15 protein-coding genes are annotated in these 16,771 nt (G+C 63.1%); 4 read left to right on the top strand and 11 right to left on the bottom strand.

What is annotated here, in order from left to right; all coding sequences use genetic code 11:
• Positions 1 to 2: 2 nt before the first annotated feature.
• Complete coding sequence (locus DWF74_RS29985) at positions 3 to 761, top strand: sulfite exporter TauE/SafE family protein (protein WP_102865209.1); 759 nt, start codon at positions 3 to 5, stop codon at positions 759 to 761.
• 16 nt (positions 762 to 777) lie between these two features.
• Positions 778 to 1,257: a YbaK/prolyl-tRNA synthetase associated domain-containing protein gene (locus tag DWF74_RS29980; RefSeq protein ID WP_080963096.1), complete on the top strand. Its 480-nt coding sequence runs from the start codon at positions 778 to 780 to the stop codon at positions 1,255 to 1,257.
• Positions 1,258 to 1,435: 178 nt separating this feature from the next.
• On the opposite strand, the gene DWF74_RS29975 is transcribed toward DWF74_RS29980, so the two are convergent.
• The 5 genes from DWF74_RS29975 to DWF74_RS29955 all read right to left on the bottom strand — a co-directional run bounded on the left by DWF74_RS29975 (position 1,436) and on the right by DWF74_RS29955 (position 6,900).
• Positions 1,436 to 1,615, bottom strand: coding sequence for a hypothetical protein (locus DWF74_RS29975; RefSeq protein WP_102865210.1), 180 nt, complete (start codon positions 1,613 to 1,615; stop codon positions 1,436 to 1,438).
• Between the two features lie 155 nt (positions 1,616 to 1,770).
• The gene (locus DWF74_RS29970) at positions 1,771 to 2,946 is read right to left on the bottom strand and encodes a lactonase family protein (protein ID WP_115582366.1); all 1,176 of its coding nucleotides are present in this window, start codon (positions 2,944 to 2,946) and stop codon (positions 1,771 to 1,773) included.
• Positions 2,933 to 3,226 (bottom strand): DUF5629 family protein, encoded by a 294-nt coding sequence (locus tag DWF74_RS29965; protein WP_102865212.1) that lies wholly within the window; start codon positions 3,224 to 3,226, stop codon positions 2,933 to 2,935. Before DWF74_RS29965 ends, DWF74_RS29970 begins: the two co-directional genes overlap by 14 nt.
• A 216-nt stretch (positions 3,227 to 3,442) precedes the next feature.
• Positions 3,443 to 5,818, bottom strand: a complete 2,376-nt coding sequence (locus DWF74_RS29960) for an efflux RND transporter permease subunit (protein WP_115582365.1) — start codon at positions 5,816 to 5,818, stop codon at positions 3,443 to 3,445.
• A 32-nt stretch (positions 5,819 to 5,850) separates the two neighbouring features.
• Positions 5,851 to 6,900, bottom strand: a complete 1,050-nt coding sequence (locus DWF74_RS29955) for a WD40/YVTN/BNR-like repeat-containing protein (RefSeq protein ID WP_102865214.1) — start codon at positions 6,898 to 6,900, stop codon at positions 5,851 to 5,853.
• 433 nt (positions 6,901 to 7,333) lie between these two features.
• On the opposite strand from DWF74_RS29955, the gene DWF74_RS29950 reads away from it, so the two are divergent.
• Positions 7,334 to 8,965 carry a SulP family inorganic anion transporter gene (locus DWF74_RS29950; protein ID WP_115582364.1) on the top strand — a complete coding sequence of 544 codons (1,632 nt, stop codon included), beginning with the start codon at positions 7,334 to 7,336 and terminating at the stop codon, positions 8,963 to 8,965.
• Between the two features lie 162 nt (positions 8,966 to 9,127).
• On the opposite strand, the gene pepN is transcribed toward DWF74_RS29950, so the two are convergent.
• Genes pepN through DWF74_RS29920 form a run of 6 tightly spaced genes read right to left on the bottom strand, consistent with a single transcriptional unit; the run spans position 9,128 to position 15,628 of the window.
• Positions 9,128 to 11,785, bottom strand: a complete 2,658-nt coding sequence (gene pepN / locus DWF74_RS29945; protein ID WP_115582363.1) for an aminopeptidase N — start codon at positions 11,783 to 11,785, stop codon at positions 9,128 to 9,130.
• A gap of 12 nt (positions 11,786 to 11,797) precedes the next feature.
• Complete coding sequence (locus DWF74_RS29940; RefSeq protein WP_115582362.1) at positions 11,798 to 12,628, bottom strand: DUF2797 domain-containing protein; 831 nt, start codon at positions 12,626 to 12,628, stop codon at positions 11,798 to 11,800.
• On the bottom strand, positions 12,625 to 12,885 hold the full coding sequence (locus DWF74_RS29935) for a YeaC family protein (RefSeq protein ID WP_011061566.1): 261 nt from the start codon (positions 12,883 to 12,885) through the stop codon (positions 12,625 to 12,627). The genes DWF74_RS29940 and DWF74_RS29935 overlap by 4 nt, the downstream gene beginning before the upstream one ends.
• A 15-nt stretch (positions 12,886 to 12,900) precedes the next feature.
• Complete coding sequence (locus DWF74_RS29930) at positions 12,901 to 13,770, bottom strand: rhomboid family intramembrane serine protease (RefSeq protein ID WP_102865218.1); 870 nt, start codon at positions 13,768 to 13,770, stop codon at positions 12,901 to 12,903.
• Positions 13,767 to 14,741, bottom strand: coding sequence for a metallophosphoesterase (locus DWF74_RS29925; protein ID WP_205413519.1), 975 nt, complete (start codon positions 14,739 to 14,741; stop codon positions 13,767 to 13,769). Before DWF74_RS29925 ends, DWF74_RS29930 begins: the two co-directional genes overlap by 4 nt.
• On the bottom strand, positions 14,738 to 15,628 hold the full coding sequence (locus tag DWF74_RS29920; RefSeq protein WP_007920913.1) for an NAD(+) kinase: 891 nt from the start codon (positions 15,626 to 15,628) through the stop codon (positions 14,738 to 14,740). The genes DWF74_RS29925 and DWF74_RS29920 overlap by 4 nt, the downstream gene beginning before the upstream one ends.
• 162 nt (positions 15,629 to 15,790) lie before the next feature.
• Between DWF74_RS29920 and DWF74_RS29915 the strand changes: the two genes are divergently transcribed.
• Positions 15,791 to 16,768 carry a DUF1853 family protein gene (locus DWF74_RS29915; protein WP_205413470.1) on the top strand — a complete coding sequence of 326 codons (978 nt, stop codon included), beginning with the start codon at positions 15,791 to 15,793 and terminating at the stop codon, positions 16,766 to 16,768.
• Positions 16,769 to 16,771: the final 3 nt, after the last annotated feature.

Raw genomic sequence — 16,771 nt, 5'->3', positions numbered from 1 at the left:
TCATGGTCGATATTGTCATCCTTTGCGTGTTCGCCTTCGCCGCCGGCCTGATCGATGCGGCGGTGGGCGGTGGCGGACTGATCCAGATTCCCGCGCTATTCAACGTGCTTCCCACCGCTCAACCGGCGGCGCTGCTGGGCACCAACAAGGTCGCGGCCGCCTGCGGCACTGCCTTCGCGGCCCGATCCTTCGTGCGCAAGGTGGTGATCAACTGGGGGCTTGTGATCCCCGCCGCCTGCGCGGCCTTTGTCATGGCTTTCTTCGGAGCCGCCACGGTGTCGTTCGTACCTCAGTCGATGATCCGGCCGGCGGTGCTGGTGTTGATTGTACTGATGGCGATCTACACCTTCTGGAAGAAAGATTTCGGCGCCCTGCACAAACCCATGCGCATCGGTACCAAGGAAAAACTGCTGGCGATCGTCATCGGCGGCGCCATCGGTTTCTATGATGGCCTGTTCGGTCCCGGCACTGGCAGCTTCCTGATCTTCCTGTTTATCCGCTGCTTCGCCTTCGACTTTCTGCATGCCTCGGCATCGGCCAAGCTGGTGAACATCGCGACCAATGTAGCGGCACTCATGTTCTTCATCCCAACGGGTAACGTGCTCTACCTGATCGCCATCCCCATGGCGGCATTCAACATCCTGGGCGCGCTCACTGGCACCTGGCTGGCCGTTCATAAGGGCGTGCCCTTTGTCCGGGCGCTATTCCTGGTGTTGCTGGTGATTCTGATCAGCAAACTGTCCTACGACATGCTCCTGTAAACCAGAGGAAAACTACATGCATCCGATGTTCGATCGCCTCGTGGCACTACTCGATGCCCGCTCAGCCTCCTACCGGGTGTTGATGCACGATGCCGAGGGCCAGTCGGCGCGCGTCGCCGAAATCCGTGGCACCGAGCCCGGCCAAGGCGCGAAGGCCATGCTTTGCTCCCTCAAGGGGCAGCCCGGACCCTATGCCCTGGTGATACTGCCGGGCGACCAGAAGCTGGACATGAAGAAAGTCGGAGCGGCCCTGGGCGGGAAAAAAGCCGAGCTGGTGAAGGCCGAAACCGCCATGGAACTGACCGGGTGCCGGATCGGCGCCATCCCTCCTTTTGTTTTCGATGAGCGGATTCAATTGATCGTCGATCCGGCCTTGACCACAGGCTATGCAGAAATAGCCTTCAACGCGGGGCGGCTGGATGCATCGATGGTGCTTGATACGCAGGATTATCTGGCGATTGCCATGCCTCGATTGCTGGACATCAGCCAGGCCTGAGCAAACCTTCCCCTTGCGCCCTCCCCTATGACATGCAGCAGACCTTGTCGATCGCAAGGTCGGCAAGCCATGCCGGCTTGGGCGCAAATCGTGTGGGGAACTCAGTGGCTACGGGGCAACCTAGATATCGCGCTGGACATGCCAGGTGGCTAGCCAGCGCAGGCGTAACGCTAGCCGATCAGCCGTGGCTCTTGTGATCCAGGGCGGCGTAGAAGTTGGCGCTTTGTTGCAGGTACTTCTGGGTGTAGGTGTTGGTGGAGGATGTCTTGCGGCTGATTTCCACGTTGGCGCTGGCTGGCAGGGCCACGCTGGCGGAAATGGCGGAGGCTGCAATCACGGAGAAGAGATTGAAATTCATCGGTATAACCCTCGGATTCAGTTGGCTTGCTTGCCCGTGTGGGCTGTAGAGCAAACTTACTCCCGAGGGTTGGCGGGAAAAAATGCTTTGCGGCAGTAGCTATTATCAGCGTGATTGATAGAAGCAGTCAGGCCCCGCAACACGGGGCCTGCGGCTTATTGACGCACCAGGAACTTGATGTCGCTGGGGGCTTCGAAGGGCAGTTTCTGCACCGTCTTGCCGAGGAAACCGGTCTTGGCGTCACGTTCGATCACCACGATTTCATTGCTTTTCTGGTTGCCGATCAGCACGTAGCGATTGCTCGGATCGAGGCTGAACTCCCGCGGGTGATCGCCTTCCACGGAACGTCGCTGGATCTCCTTGAGCTGGCCATTGCTCGGGTCGATGGCGAACACCAGCAACTGGTTGGCCGTGCCACGGTTACTGACATACAGGTACTGGCCGTCCTTGGAGGCATGCAGGGCCGCCGCGGCCTTTTTCTCCTTGGAGCCATTGGCCGCCAGATCCAGCAACTGACGCTGGGTCAGCTTGCCGTCCTGATAGTCAAAGACCGCCACCTGGGCGCTCATCTCCAGGGTCAGGTAGGCACGCTTGCCATCGGCACTGAACAGCAAGTGGCGCGGGCCGCTGCCTGGGGGCAACTGGACAAAGGCCGGTTCGGCGGGCGTCAGCGGGTGCTCCGGATTGGCCTTGGGGTCGTAGCGGTAGACAAAGATCTTGTCTGCCCCCAGGTCGTTGGCGAACACGAACCGGCCGTCCGGGGACGACACCGACGAATGCACGTGGGCCGACTGCTGGCGCTCGGGATCGACCCGGCTGCCCGGATGGCTGGTGAGCTGCACCACCGGCGACAGATGACCGTCATCGCTGACCGGCACCACCGCCAGGCTGCCGCCCGGGTCCACGTCCACCGAATAGTTGCTGACGAACAGGTAGTTGCCGTCGGCGCTCAGGCTGGAGTGAGTGGGCTCGTTGCCCTGGCTCTGCACCTGGTTGATCAGGTTCAGTTGATGGGTCTTGGGCGCCAGACTGTAGCTGCTGACACGACCGATGGGGTCAACCTGCCCCGGGCTGTTTTCATTCACCACAAAGACGAATTTCTGGTCCTTGGACAGGGTCAGCCAGGACGGGTTGGAGCTCTTCACCACCTGCAACGGCTTGGCATCGATCCGCCCGGTCCCCTCGTTGAAACGCAGGCGATACAGGCCCTGGCTCTGCCCTTGGGTGTAGGAACCCACCAGCAGTTCCTGGGTCTGTGCCGGCGCGGCCTGGACCGCCATGGCACCAACGCTGCCGGCCATCAACAGCGGCCAGAAATTACGCATCTTCATGCTCACTCTCCTCTTCGTCGCGGGCACTGAACGCGCTCATGCACACCAGGCGGTGCTCGCCGGAATCAGCGACCAGGGTCCAGCTCTGCAGCGCCTGATCAAAAGTCGCGGCCTGCACCTGGGCCAGGGTAAAGCTCCAGCGCTTGGCGGCACGGCCATCCATGCACTCGATCAGCAGGCGCTGCTCGTCGAGGGTGAAGTCGAAGGCGTGCAGGCCGTCGATTTCCAGCATGTCGCAGGCTTCAAGGGCGGTGAGCAAGGTGTCGGTAGCAGCGGTCATAGCAATCAATCATCAATTGGAAAGGCGCAATCATAGCTGATCGGCGCCCAAGGATCGGGCCCGTATTGCGCCCCGTCATCACTCGCCGCCGGTGTGGCCTGCGGCCACTGTCGAAGGGGTCTGGCCATGCCCTGCGGCGCCAGCCTGTTCATGCCCTGGAAGCAGGCATGAAAAAGCCGCACCCGAGGGCGCGGCTTGGTGTTCAAAACGCCTGGATCAGTGAGCGAACAGCGAGTTGCCCTTCTGCCCCGCCAGCTTCTCCGGCTTGATCAGGAACCGCGCCAGGGCCGGCAGCAGCCACAGGGCACCGAACATGTTCCACAGCAGCATGAAGGTCAGCATCAGGCCCATGTCGGCCTGGAACTTGATCGCCGAGAAGATCCAGGTGCACACGCCGATGGCCAGGCACAGGCCGGTGAACAGCACCGCCTTGCCGGTGGAACGCAGGGTCTGGTAGTAGGCCTCCTGCAACGGCAGTCCGGCACGCAGGAAGCTTTCCAGACGGCTGTAGATATAGATGCCGTAGTCGACCCCGATGCCCACCCCCAGCGCCACCACCGGCAAGGTCGCGACCTTGACGCCGATGCCCATGAAGGCCATCAACGCGTTGCCCAGCACCGAGGTCAGCACCAGCGGCAGGACGATGCACAGGGTCGCCGCCCAGGAGCGGAAGGTGATCATGCACATGCCGGCCACACAGATGTACACCAGGATCAGGATGGTCAGCTCGGATTCCTTGATCACCTCGTTGGTGGCCGCCTCGATCCCGGCGTTGCCAGCGGCGAGGATGAACTCCAGGCCATCCTTGTTGTGCTGCGCGGCGAATTCCTGCACCGCATGCACCGCGCGGTCCAGGGTCGCGGCCTTGTGGTCATTGAGGAACACCAGCACCGGCGCCAGGGAGCAATTGTTGTTGTACAGGCCGTCGGCCCGGGCAATGGAGTTGTTGAGCACATCGGGGTTGCGCGACAGGGTTTCCCATTTCAGGTTGCCCTCGTTCATGCCCTTGATCATCTGCTTGGACACGGTCACCAGGGAGATCGCCGACTGCACGCCCTCGGTGTTCTGCATCTTCCACATCAACTCATCGATGGGGGCCATGGCTTCATAGCGCGAACAGCCTTCGGCCGCGGTCTTGACCATCACCACCAGCACGTCGGAGCTGGTGGAGTAGTTGCTGATGATGAAGTTGTTGTCCTTGTTGTAGCGCGAGTCGGGACGCAGCTCCGGCGCGCCCTGGTCGAGGTCGCCGATCTTCAGGTTCTGGCTGTACCAGAGGCCGCCGCCAAAGGCCACCAGGGCCAGGGCAATGGAGACCGGCGCCACTTTGGGGCTGGCAAAATTCGACAGCAGGCGCCAGAACGGATGCTCGCGGGAGGCATCCTTCTTGCTGCGTTCGATGGCGCGCTTGCTGATGCCGACGTAGGAAATCGCCACTGGCAGCAGGATCAGGTTGGTGAACACGATCACCGCCACACCGATGGAGGCACCGATGGCCAGCTCGCGGATCACCCCGATATCGATGATCAGCAAGGTGATGAAGCCCACGGCGTCGGCGAGAATGGCGATCATCCCCGGCAGGAACAGTTGGCGGAAGGTCCGCCGCGCCGCGGTCAGGGCGTTGTCGGCGTCACTGGACTGCAGGGCGATACCGTTGATCTTCTGCACCCCGTGGGAGATGCCGATGGCGAAGATCAGGAACGGCACCAGCATCGAGTACGGGTCCAGGCCAAAGCCGAAGGCATGCATCAGCCCCAACTGCCAGACCACCGCCACCAGAGTAGTGATCAGCACCGCGATGGTGCTGCGGATGCACCAGGTGAACCAGTACAGCAGCACCAAGGTGATGATGAAGGCCACGCCGAAGAACATCACCACCATGATCAGGCCATCGATCAGGTCGCCGACCTTCTTGGCGAAGCCGACAATGTGGATCTTCACATTGGGGTTCTGCGCTTCGAACTTGTCGCGGATCTTTTCTTCCAGCTGATGGGAGAACTTCTGGTAGTCCAGGGCCAGCAGCTTGCCCTGGTCCTGAGGGTCCGGGTAGGACTCCAGCAACGGGATGTCGACGATGCTGGATTTGAAATCGTTGGCCACCAGGCGCCCGACCTGGCCGGACTTGAGGACGTTGTTGCGCAACTGGTCGAGGCTTTCGGGCGAGCCGTTATAGCTCTGGGGAATCACCTCGCCACCGGCGAAACCCTCTTCGGTCACCTCGGTCCAGCGCACGCTGGGGCTCCACAGCGACTTGAGCCCGGAGCGGTCGACGCCAGAGATGTAGAACACCTCGTCGTTGATCTGCCGCAGGGTCTCCATGTACTCCTGGGTGAAGATGTCGCCGTCGCGGGCTGCCACCGAGATACGCACGGTGTTGCCCAGGTTGGCCAGGTCGTTGCGGTGCTCCATCATCCGCTCGATGAACGGGTGCTTGAGCGGGATCATCTTTTCGAAACTGGTGGAAGGCCGAATCAGGGTCGCCTGCCAGAACAGAAAAGCGCTGACCAAGAGGCAAATGAAGATCACTGCCGGGCGGTTGTTGAAAATCAGGCGTTCGAGAAAGTTCGCCTTGTCCTGGTGATGACTGCTCATGGAATTCCCCACCTTCTTATTATGTGCCCGGCTTATTTGCCGACGTCAGCGCCGGTTGCCGCAGAGATCCGCACCCCGCCCTGCCCGGCCAGGATCAGCTTGCCATTGCCGGCAGCGGTCACCGCCGACAGCGAGAGGCGGTCCGCACGGTTGAATACGCTGAAGGTCTGGCCGTGGTCGGTACTGCGGATCACGCTGCCGCCGTTGCCGACGATCACCAGCGAGCCGTCGTCCAGCAAGGTAGCACCCGACAGGCCGAACTCCAGGGCGCCACGGGCAGCGTTCAACTCCACCTGCTCCCAGGTGTTGCCGAAATCCGTGGAACGATAGAGATTGCCCCGCAGGCCGAACACCAGCAGGGTCGCCGGCTGGCCGGTAGCGATCACGCCGAACAGCGAGCCTTCATAGGGACCTTCGAGGCGTTCCCAGGTCTGCCCGTCATCGGCGGAGCGGAACAGGCTGCCCTGCTCGCCGACGATGAACAGTCCGGAATCCTTGACCTGGGCAATGGCGTTGAGGTGGAACTGGTCTTCGTTGTCCAAGCGATCGCTGACGTCTTCCCAGTGCTGGCCACCGTCGGTGGTTTCCAGCAAGGCGCCATAGGCACCGACGGCGTAGCCGTTGCGGGTGTCCTTGAACCAGACATCGAGCAAGGGCGCTTCACGCTTGAGGTCCTGGAACTGCCGACTCCAGGTGACACCGCCATCGGTGCTGGCCAGGACCTGGGCATCGTGGCCCACCGCCCAGCCGTGCTGGTCATCGACAAAATACACCGCGGTCAGCAGTTGCCGGGTGGGCACCTTGGCCTGCACCCAGGACGCTCCCTGATCGTCGGAATAGAGAATGTGCCCGCGGTCGCCCACGGCCACCAGGCGCTTGCCGGCGTGGACCACATCGAGCATCAGGCTTTTCGCCGCCTTGGGCGATTCGATGGAATAGACAGTATCCGCTGCGGTGGCAGCGGCCAGGACCGGTGTCGACAGCGTCACGACACCCAACAGCGAGAGCGCTGTAGCCAGCAATGCGAACGTGCGCAGCGCCGGCGGGCGGCCAACAACTACACCCATGACAGGCTCACTCATAGACCATTCCCCCATTATTATTGTCAGGTCATTTGACCTCTCAGGGCGCCTTCAGGGGTTTTCGATGCCTGGACCGACCGTGAAGATCGTCCTGAAACCTGCACTCTAGAGCCCCTTCAGCTGCGGGCTATCCTATCGGGCTTTGGAAAGGTCTGACAATCAACGCCACGTTATCTTTTGTTAATCACCGCGTCTGGCCAGGCCCCTGAATGCTCGGGCATTCGCTGGGCTGATCGATGCTCCTCTGCAGCAGGCGAGGAAGCGTTGATACCGGTACGAAAAGCTTGTCAATCTAGCTGAGGTTTGCGCGACCTGTCGGCGTGTAGCGCCGGTACACGACCAAAGGCTGATCCAGGGCATAAGCCGCTGCTACCCAGTGTTGACTATGATGAGCTGCGTGGGTGGCGAGCCCGATGACCTTCAGGAGTGACGCATGATTGCCATACGCGAGGCGTGGAAGGCTGGCTTGCTCGGTCCCCGGCACTGGGCCCGCAACCTGGTGGCCGGGGTGATTGTCGGCGTGGTGGCGCTGCCCCTGGCCATGGCGTTTGCCATCGCCTCCGGGGTCAAGCCGGAACAGGGCATCTACACCGCCATCGTCGGTGGCCTGCTGGTGTCGCTGTTCGGCGGCAGTCGCTTGCAGATCGCCGGCCCCACCGGGGCCTTTATCGTGATTCTCGCCGGGGTCACCGCCAAATACGGGGTCGACGGCCTGCAACTGGCGACCATGATGGCCGGGATCATCCTGTTCCTGCTGGGCATCAGCCGCCTGGGCGCCCTGATCAAATTCATCCCCGACCCGGTGATTCTCGGCTTCACCGCCGGGATCGGGGTGATCATCTGGGTCAGCCAGTGGAAAGACTTTTTCGGCCTGCCCGCCGTCCAGGGCGAACACTTCCACCAGAAGCTCTGGCACCTGCTGCAAGCCCTGCCCGAACTGCATCTGGCCACCACCCTGCTGGCCTTGCTCAGCCTGACGCTGCTGTTGTGGGTACCCAAGATCCCCGCGCTCAAGCGCCTGCCGGCGCCGCTGGTGGCCATGGTCCTGGCCACCGCCTTGCAGTCACTGTTCCAGTTCCAGGGCGTGGCCACCATCGGCAGTGCCTTTGGCGGCATTCCCCAGGGCTTGCCGACCCTGCAACTGCCCGAGATCAGCCTGCCACGGATACTCGACCTGATAGGACCGGCCTTCGCCATCGCCATGCTCGGAGCCATCGAATCGCTGTTGTCGGCGGTGGTGGCCGACGGCATGGCTGGCACCCGCCACAACTCCAACCAGGAGCTGATCGGCCAGGGCATCGCCAACCTGGCCACGCCGCTGTTTGGCGGGTTCGCCGCCACCGGTGCCATTGCTCGCACCGCCACCAACATCCGCAACGGCGGCAGCAGCCCGCTGGCCGGCATCACCCACGCCGTGGTGCTGGTGCTGATCATCCTGTTTCTCGCGCCGCTGGCGGCCAATATCCCGTTGTGCGCCCTGGCGGCGATCCTGTTCGTGGTGGCCTACAACATGAGTGAGCTGCACCACTTCAAGCGCATGGTGCAGCGCGCGCCCCGGGCGGATGTGGCAATCCTGCTGTGCACCTTTGTGTTGACGGTGTTCAGTGATCTGGTGATTGCGGTGAACATCGGGGTGATCCTGGCGATGCTGCATTTTCTGCGGCGCATGGCCTCCTCGGTGGAGGTGCAGCAGGTGGTGGGGGAGGATCTGGAGAACGAATTGCGCGGCAAAGGACGCGGGCACCTGCCTGCCGGGGTGCTGATCTATACCATCGAAGGCCCCCTGTTCTTTGGCGCTGCCGAAACCTTTGAACGGGCCCTGGCCCAGACCCATAGCGATCCCAGGCTGCTGATCATCCGCCTCAAGCATGTGCCGTTCATGGATATCACTGGGCTGCAGACCCTGGAGGAAGTGATAGGTCAGCTGCACAAGCGCGGGATCGTGGTGAAACTGTGCGAAGCCAACCTGAAGGTGCATGCCAAGCTTGAGCGCGTGGGCATCCTGCACGCCATTGGCGCGCAGAACTATCACCGCGACTTGAGCAGCGCACTGCCCCCCCTGTAGCCGCTGCCGCAGACTGCGAACGGTCTGGGCGGCACTGCGTCGCAGGGACGCATCGGTCTCAAGACCGACAGAGGTATGACAGCGATAGCCAAGCAAGGTCCTGCGGACCTTGGCGCAGCTTCGCAGGCTCAGCAGCGGCTACAGGTGTAGCCGCTGCCGCCGTCAGGCGAGGCTTTTGCTGACCACTTCGAACACGTCGCTGGACAGCTCGCCGGAGGCACGGATGCGCTCCAGTTCGCCCTTCATCAGCGCCTGGCGGGCGCTGTCGTATTTGCGCCAGCGAGTCAGTGGTGCCAGTTGCCGCGAGGCAATCTGCGGGTTGAAGCCGTTGAGCTGGATCACCAGATCCGCCAGGAAGCGATAACCCGAACCATCCGCCGCATGGAAGTTGATCAGGTTCTGCCCGGCAAACGCCCCCACCAACGCCCGCACCTTGTTCGGGTTCTTGAGGTTGAACGCCGGGTGCTGCATCAGCGCCTTGACCCGCTCCAGGCCACCCGACAACGGGCTGCCGGCCTGGACGCTGAACCACTGGTCCATGACCAGGGCGTTGTCCTTGAAGTTCTCGGCGAACACTGCCAGAGCCTGGGCCTTCTCGGCCTCGAACGGCGAGTTGACCAGCACCGCCAGGGCGGTGAGGCGCTCGGTCATGTTGTCGGCGCTGTCGAACTGCTCGATGGCCGCCGCCAGCACTTCGGGCTTGTGGGTGAGCATCAGGTATGACAGGGCAATGTTCTGCAGTGCGCGACGGGCGAAATGCTCGGACTCGGCCACGTAGGCCGTGGCCTTGGACACTGACCGGTTGGTCTGGTAACGCTTCCACAACGCATCGAACAGGCTGTCAGCCAGTTGCTGGCGAGCAAACTCGCGCGCTGCATGGATCGCCTCGACATCCGCCACTTCGCTGATCTCGGTCAGATAGGCCTCGCCCGGCAGGGACAGCATTTCCGCGACCATGGCCTGGTCCAGGCTGTCATCCGCCAGCACGGTGCCCAGGGCGGTCACCAGACGCTCGTCCATCACCAGCGCCTGCCCCTGCTGATGCTGGGCAATCAGTTCTTGCAGCACTTGCACGGCCAACTGCTGGCCGGCGTCCCAACGGTTGAAACCGTCGCTGTCGTGCTGCATGAGGAACATCAGCTGGTCGCGGTTGTAGGGGAAGCTCAGCTTCACCGGCGCCGAGAAGCCCCGCAGCAGCGAAGGCAGCGGCTGTTCGGTGATGTCGACGAAGGTGAAGGTCTGCTCGGCCTCGGTCACCGAGATCACCCGGGAAGTTCCCTGGGCGGCGTTTTCGCCGGACAGGCGCAGGGCCATGCCCGCCCCTTTCGAGTCCAGCAGGCCCAGCTCCACCGGGATCACGAACGGCAGTTTCTCCACCTTGTCCGGGGTCTGCGGGCAGCTCTGGCGGAAGGTCAGGCTGTAGGTCTTGGCGGCGGCGTCGTAGGACTCGCTGACCGCCAGCCGTGGCGTACCAGCCTGGCTGTACCAGCGTTTGAACTGGGTCAGATCGACGCCATTGGCATCTTCCATGGCCTTGACGAAGTCGTCACAGGTCACGGCCTGACCGTCATGGCGCTCGAAGTACAGGTCACTGCCCTTACGGAAACCTTCAGCCCCGAGCAAGGTGTGGATCATGCCCACCACTTCCGAACCCTTTTCGTACACGGTCAGGGTGTAGAAGTTGGAAATCTCGATAAAGCTTTCCGGGCGCACGGCATGGGCCATGGGGCCGGCGTCTTCGGCGAACTGGTGGGTGCGCAGGTAGGCCACGTCCTGAATGCGCTTGACGGTGCGCGAGTTCATGTCCGAGGAGAAACCGGCATCGCGGAACACCGTGAAGCCTTCCTTGAGCGAGAGCTGGAACCAGTCGCGGCAGGTCACGCGGTTGCCCGACCAGTTGTGGAAGTATTCGTGGGCAACGATGGCCTCGACCCGCTGGTGGGCGGCGTCGGTGGCGGTTTCGGCACGGGCCAGCACGGCGCTGGAGTTGAAGATGTTCAGGCCCTTGTTTTCCATGGCGCCCATGTTGAAGTCGTTGACCGCAACGATCATGAAGATGTCCAGGTCGTATTCACGGCCGTAGGTCTCTTCGTCCCAGCGCATGGACTTTTTCAGGCTGTTCATGGCGTGCTGGCACTTGTCGATGTTTTCCGGCTCGACATAGATGCGCAGCGCCACATCGCGGCCGCTCTGGGTGCGGAAGCTGTCTTCCACGCACCACAGGTCGCCGGCCACCAGGGCGAACAGGTAGGCGGGTTTCATGAACGGGTCTTCCCAGGTCGCCCAGTGCCGGCCGTCTTCACCGGGGCCGCTGGCAATCGGGTTACCGTTGGACAGCAGCACCGGGTAGCGGTGCTGCTCGGCCACCACGGTGGTGGTGAACTTGCTCATCACATCCGGGCGGTCGAGGTAATAGGTGATCTTGCGAAAGCCCTCGGCTTCGCACTGGGTGCAGAACATGCCACTGGACTTGTACAGGCCTTCCAGGGCGGTATTGCTTTCCGGGTGGATCTTCACGCTGGTGTCCAGGGTGAAGCTGGCGCTGGTGGGGTGCAGGGTCAGGTGGCTGTCGTCCAGCTGGTAGTCGTCAGCACTCAGCGGCTGATCGGCGAGGCTCACCGATAGCAGCTCCAGCTGCTGGCCATCCAGCACCAGCGGCGGCAGCCCGGCGCCTCGGGCCGGATTGCGACGCATCACCAGCTGCGCATGGACCAGGCTGTGGTCCTCGAACAACTCGAAGGTCAGGTGGGTCTCGTCGATCAGGTACTCGGGGGCCTGATAGTCCTTCAGGTAGATCATCTTCGGTTGATCGGTGCGCATGGCGAATTCCTTCTACTGATGCACGGCGAGCTGGTAGGCCGTGTACTTACGAATGTTGATCACGCCGGTGTCGAAGATCAGGTACTGGCCCTTGATCCCCAGCAGCGTGCCTTCGGCAATCGGGTTCTTGTCCAGGTTGAAGCTGACGATCTTGGCCGGGTACTGCTCGACCGGATAACGGATCTCCAGGGGCTCGATATCGGTCACCGTCTGAATCGCCTGCAGGCCGAAACGCTCCTGCAGGGCCAACAGGCCCTCGGCGCAGGATTCAAACAGTTGCTCGCGCACCGCCACCAGGTCCACCGCCTGGGCATCGCCCTTGAGCAAGGCACGCCAGTTGGTCTTGTCCGCCACCTGGGAGCGCAACAGATCCTCGACGAAGCCCGATTGCTGGCGGGTCGCCACGCGCATGATCGGCAGCGCCTGGCTGGCGCCCTGGTCGAGCCAGCGGGTCGGCAACTGGGTGGCGCGGGTGATGCCGACCTTGATCCCCGATGAGTTGGCCAAATAGACCACGTGATCGGTCATGCAGAACTGCTCGCCCCAGGACGGCTCGCGGCAGGTGCCGGCGTCGTAGTGGCAACGTTCCGGACTCATGATGCAGATATCGCACTGGGCCAACTTGGTCATGCACGGATAGCAGTAACCCTGGCTGAAACTGGTCTTGGTCTTGCGCCCGCAGTGGGTGCAGTGGATCGCCCCCAGGTATTCCAGGCGCACCCGGGTACCGATCAGGGGGTTGACTGGCACCTCGCTGTCACCCAGGCGAAAAGCGTACTGAACATTCGGCCCGTCCAGGCGTGCCGACATTTTGCTGATGGAACCGCGGCCAATCTCGATCAATGGATGGCATCCGACTTGAACAGGATGTTCGGCACCGGCGCCGACTTCGAGGCGCATTCCTGCGGGCCCATGTAGCCGGTGCGCTGGTCCTCGGGCAGGTTCTGCATTTCCCAGGCGATCATCGCCTGCAGCGACAGCTCGCGCTGCTCGGCGGTGAGCTTGCGGCCATCGGACCATTTACCGATCTCTACCGCCAGCTTCAGGCTCTGGTAGATCTCGGGGGTGATGTTTTCGATCATTTCGACAAAGGACGACATACAAGACTCCAGCGTTCAAAGGGCCAGTTTACGGCGACTGTACAAGCCGCCCAACAAACCAGTAAGGCAACCGACGAGCAGCCCGCCGACGTGGGCGGCGTTGGCGATTTCGCCGAAACCGATCATCGACACCAGCCCGGACAGGCACAGCAGCAACCACACCAGCATCATCACCAGCACGCCCCGGGGCAGGCGGTAGATGGGGTTGGGGGACAGCAATTGGTAGATCCAGCAATGCCCGAGCAGACCGTAGAGCACCCCGGACAGGCCGCCGAACAGGGTCGGGCCACTGAAATAGTATTGGGCGTAGTTGGACACCAGGCTGAACAGCAGGGTCAAGCCCAGCAGGTTGATGCTGCCCTGGCGCAACTCGATACGCCGCCCCAGCTCCCAGTACCACATGCCGTTCATGGCGATGTGCAGGATGCCGAAGTGGATCAGCATCGGCGTTACCAGGCGCCACCACTGCCCCGCCGCCAGGCTGTCGGCCAGGGAACTGAACTGGATGTAGTCGCCGACCACGCGGAACTCGAGGAAGGTAAACCAGCCGAGGGTTTGCAGGTTGTCCCCCAGCAGGGTGATGCCGCACACCGCCAGGCTCAGCAGCAGGATAAGCGCGGTCATCGGGCTGCGGCGCAACTGCTCCCCCAGGCCGACGCGGGCCGGGGTGGCCGCCTGCGGAATATCCAGTTGCTGCTCGGGATCGCCCTGGGGAAAACGCTGGTACAGGCCCCGCACATCCTCACTGATGGATTCCGGCACCCAGAGCACCTGCTCGCCGGCCTCCTCACTGACCCGGTGCGGCACCTGCATGCGCTGCAGCAGCTTGACAAAGCCACTCAGATCCGTCGCCAGGGGCAGACGCAAAACCGCTACCGCGCTCATCGCAACACCTCGGGCCGCTCGACGTCGACCCAGACAAATTTATTCGGGTCCAGGCGGGTTTCCTGGTCCAGCCGATACGCGGCGAGCTTGCCGTAGAGCACCGCGCTGTAATCCAGGCACGCCAGGTTGGGCCGGATCGGCGCCGGCTTGCCGCTGCGCCAGTAGTGGCCGACGAACAGCATCGGTTCGTCGGCGCCGTAGCGCAGCAGGCTGTTTTTTTCGGCCGGGGACAACGGCGTGCGCGCCACCGGATCGGGCAAGGCATCGGGCTGGAAGACGATGTCGCCGTAGGTCTGCGGGTCCTCTTCCCAGAACTTGGTGCGGAAGAACGCCCGGGTCAGGCCGTCGCCACTGGTCATGGTCAGGCCGTGGGGCAGGCGCATGTCGGTGCCGCGCAGCAGGCGATCGAAGGCGGTGCTGGCAAAACTGTCGGGCAGCGCCGAGGCCTGGAGGAACTCGCGGTCGATGCAGCCGTTGGGGTACTGCTGGCGCAGCGGGGCGATCAGGCCCGCATCCCAGCAGGCGTGCACCACGCGAAAGCGCCCGGCGTCGACGAACAGCGGCAGTTCATAGAACCACTCGAGGAAGTCGTGCCAGTCGCCCGGGTGGTGTTCGAACTGGGTCAGGGTCTCGTGGATCAGCCGGGCATGGCGCGGCGTGTGTTCACGCACGAACTGCTTGCCACTGCCGGCCGCCGCCGGAGTGCTCCAGCCCAGGGCGTTGAACTCATGGTTGCCCATGATGCACAGCGCCTGACCAGCTTCGACCATGTCGTGGACGATATGCAGGGATTCACGGATTCGCGGGCCGCGGTCGATGATGTCACCGAGGAACACCGCCATGCGCGACGGATGCCGCCAGACGCCGCCCTGCTTGTGGTACCCGAGCCGATCCAGCAAGTGCTCCAGGGTCAGGGCGCAACCGTGCACGTCACCGATCAGGTCGTAGCTACGCGCGGGATCGAGCATCAGTCGCCTCCACCGCCCAGTCGGCTGCCCCAGCCGAGTTTGGTCCGACAGACCTCGTAGTAGTTGTGGTCCAGCGGATGGATCAGGCGCAGCTTCTGCGCCTTCTTGCTGACCGTGATGGTGTCGCCCGGGGCACAGGTGAAGTGGTTCTGCCCGTCACAGGAGACTTGCGGATAGATCTGCATATCTTTGGACACGACGATTTTCAGCTCACTGTTGCCATCGACCACGATCGGCCTTCCAGACAAGGTATGGGGGTACATCGGCACAATCACAATGGCATCCAGCTTGGGGTGCATGATCGGACCGCCGGCGGACAGCGCGTAAGCCGTGGAACCGGTAGGAGTGGCGACGATCAGGCCGTCGGCCTTCTGGCTGCAGACGAACTGGCCGTCGATGTAGATCTCGAACTCGATCATCCGCGTCGACTTGCCCGGGTGCAGCACCACGTCGTTGAGCGCATCGCCCTGACCGATGGCCTCGGCATGGCGACGGACTTCAGCCTGCAGCAGGAAGCGGTTTTCCACCAGGTAGTGGCCGTCGAGCACCTCGGCGACCTTGACTTCCAGCTCATCGGGGCGGATGTCGGTGAGAAAGCCCAGGCTGCCGCGGTTGATCCCCAGCACCGGAATATTGTGCCGGGCCAGGGCCCGGGCGGCGCCCAGCAGGCTGCCGTCGCCGCCGACCACAATGACCATGTCGCAGACCTCGCCCAACAGCTTGCGCGAGGAGGTCTGCAGACCGTGGCCCGGCAGCACTTCGGCGATGGTGTCTTCAAGGATCACGTGCAGGTGGCGCGCCAGCAGAAACTTCTTCAGTCGGCGAACTGTGTCCAGCACCTGGGAACTGCCCAGGCGACCGATAATGCCGATATTGCGAAACTGCTCCATGGGGCTCCTGCGGAATTCGGGTACGGGCGAAACGGAGGATTATGGGCGAAACCCGGCGTTAGACAAAATCCTTTCAGCCACTGGCGCTTAGGAGCGGGCGATGCAACTGCGAGTGGCACGCATTTATCGCGAACGGCAGAGGTTTGCGTCTATGCTCGCAAGATGCTCCTGTTCCCGGATTTGCTCAGCCTCCCCCGCCAGTTGCGTCAACCTGAAGTCCGCGACCTCGCCTGGGTCATCCTCGCGCCGCCGATGCTCAGCCATACGCCCTGGCCACAGCGCCACCCCCTGGCCGGCAGCGACTGGGTGCTGGCGCCACAACTGCTGGCCCACTGGCTGCGATGCCAGGATCTGGACAGCCGCGCCTTGCGCCATTGGCTGAATCAGGGGCGGACCCGGCGCCTGGGCCTGTACTACGAACGCCTCTGGCAATTTGCCGTGCAGCATGCGCCGGGGGTGGAACTGCTGGCGGCCAACCTGCCGATCCGCCGTGAGGGGCACACCCTCGGTGAACTGGACATGCTGCTGCGCGACCGCGAAGGCGTGCATCACCTGGAGCTGGCGATCAAGCTGTACCTGGGCCCGCAGCACGGCAACGGCCGCGACAGCGCGCAATGGCTTGGCCCGGGCTGCCACGACCGCCTGGACCGCAAACTGGCGCACCTGGACGAGCACCAACTGCCGATTTCCGCCCGCGCCGAAAGCCGAGAAGCCTTGGCGGCGCTGGACATCCAGCAGTTCAGCGCCCACCTGTGGCTGGGGGGCTACCTGCTCTATCCCTGGCCGGGCCACGCCGAACCGCCTCAAGACGCTCACCCGCAGCACCTGCGAGGGCGCTGGCTGCACCAGCGGGACTGGCCCGCCTTCATCGCCCAGAGCGCACCCGGGCGTTGGCAGCCCCTGCCCCGCCACGCCTGGCTGGCTCCGGCTCACTATCCGGCCGAACAGGCCTGGACCGCCGGGCAACTGCAGCAATGGCTTGCAGAACTGGACGCCCAGGCCCCGGCGCAACTGCTGGTACGGCTGGTGGAAACAGCCGAAGGTGGCTGGGAAGAAGCCGAACGCCTGTTCCTGGTGGCCGACCTCTGGCCCAACGTCCCCGCAACCCAGCCCCTTGCGCCCAGAGCCCAACCTGCGTAGGCG

This window comes from Pseudomonas protegens, from assembly GCF_003363755.1.
Lineage (GTDB): Bacteria > Pseudomonadota > Gammaproteobacteria > Pseudomonadales > Pseudomonadaceae > Aquipseudomonas > Aquipseudomonas danubii.
Note: the sequence above shows the minus strand (reverse complement) of the source record. Positions and strands in the feature narration are given on the sequence as shown.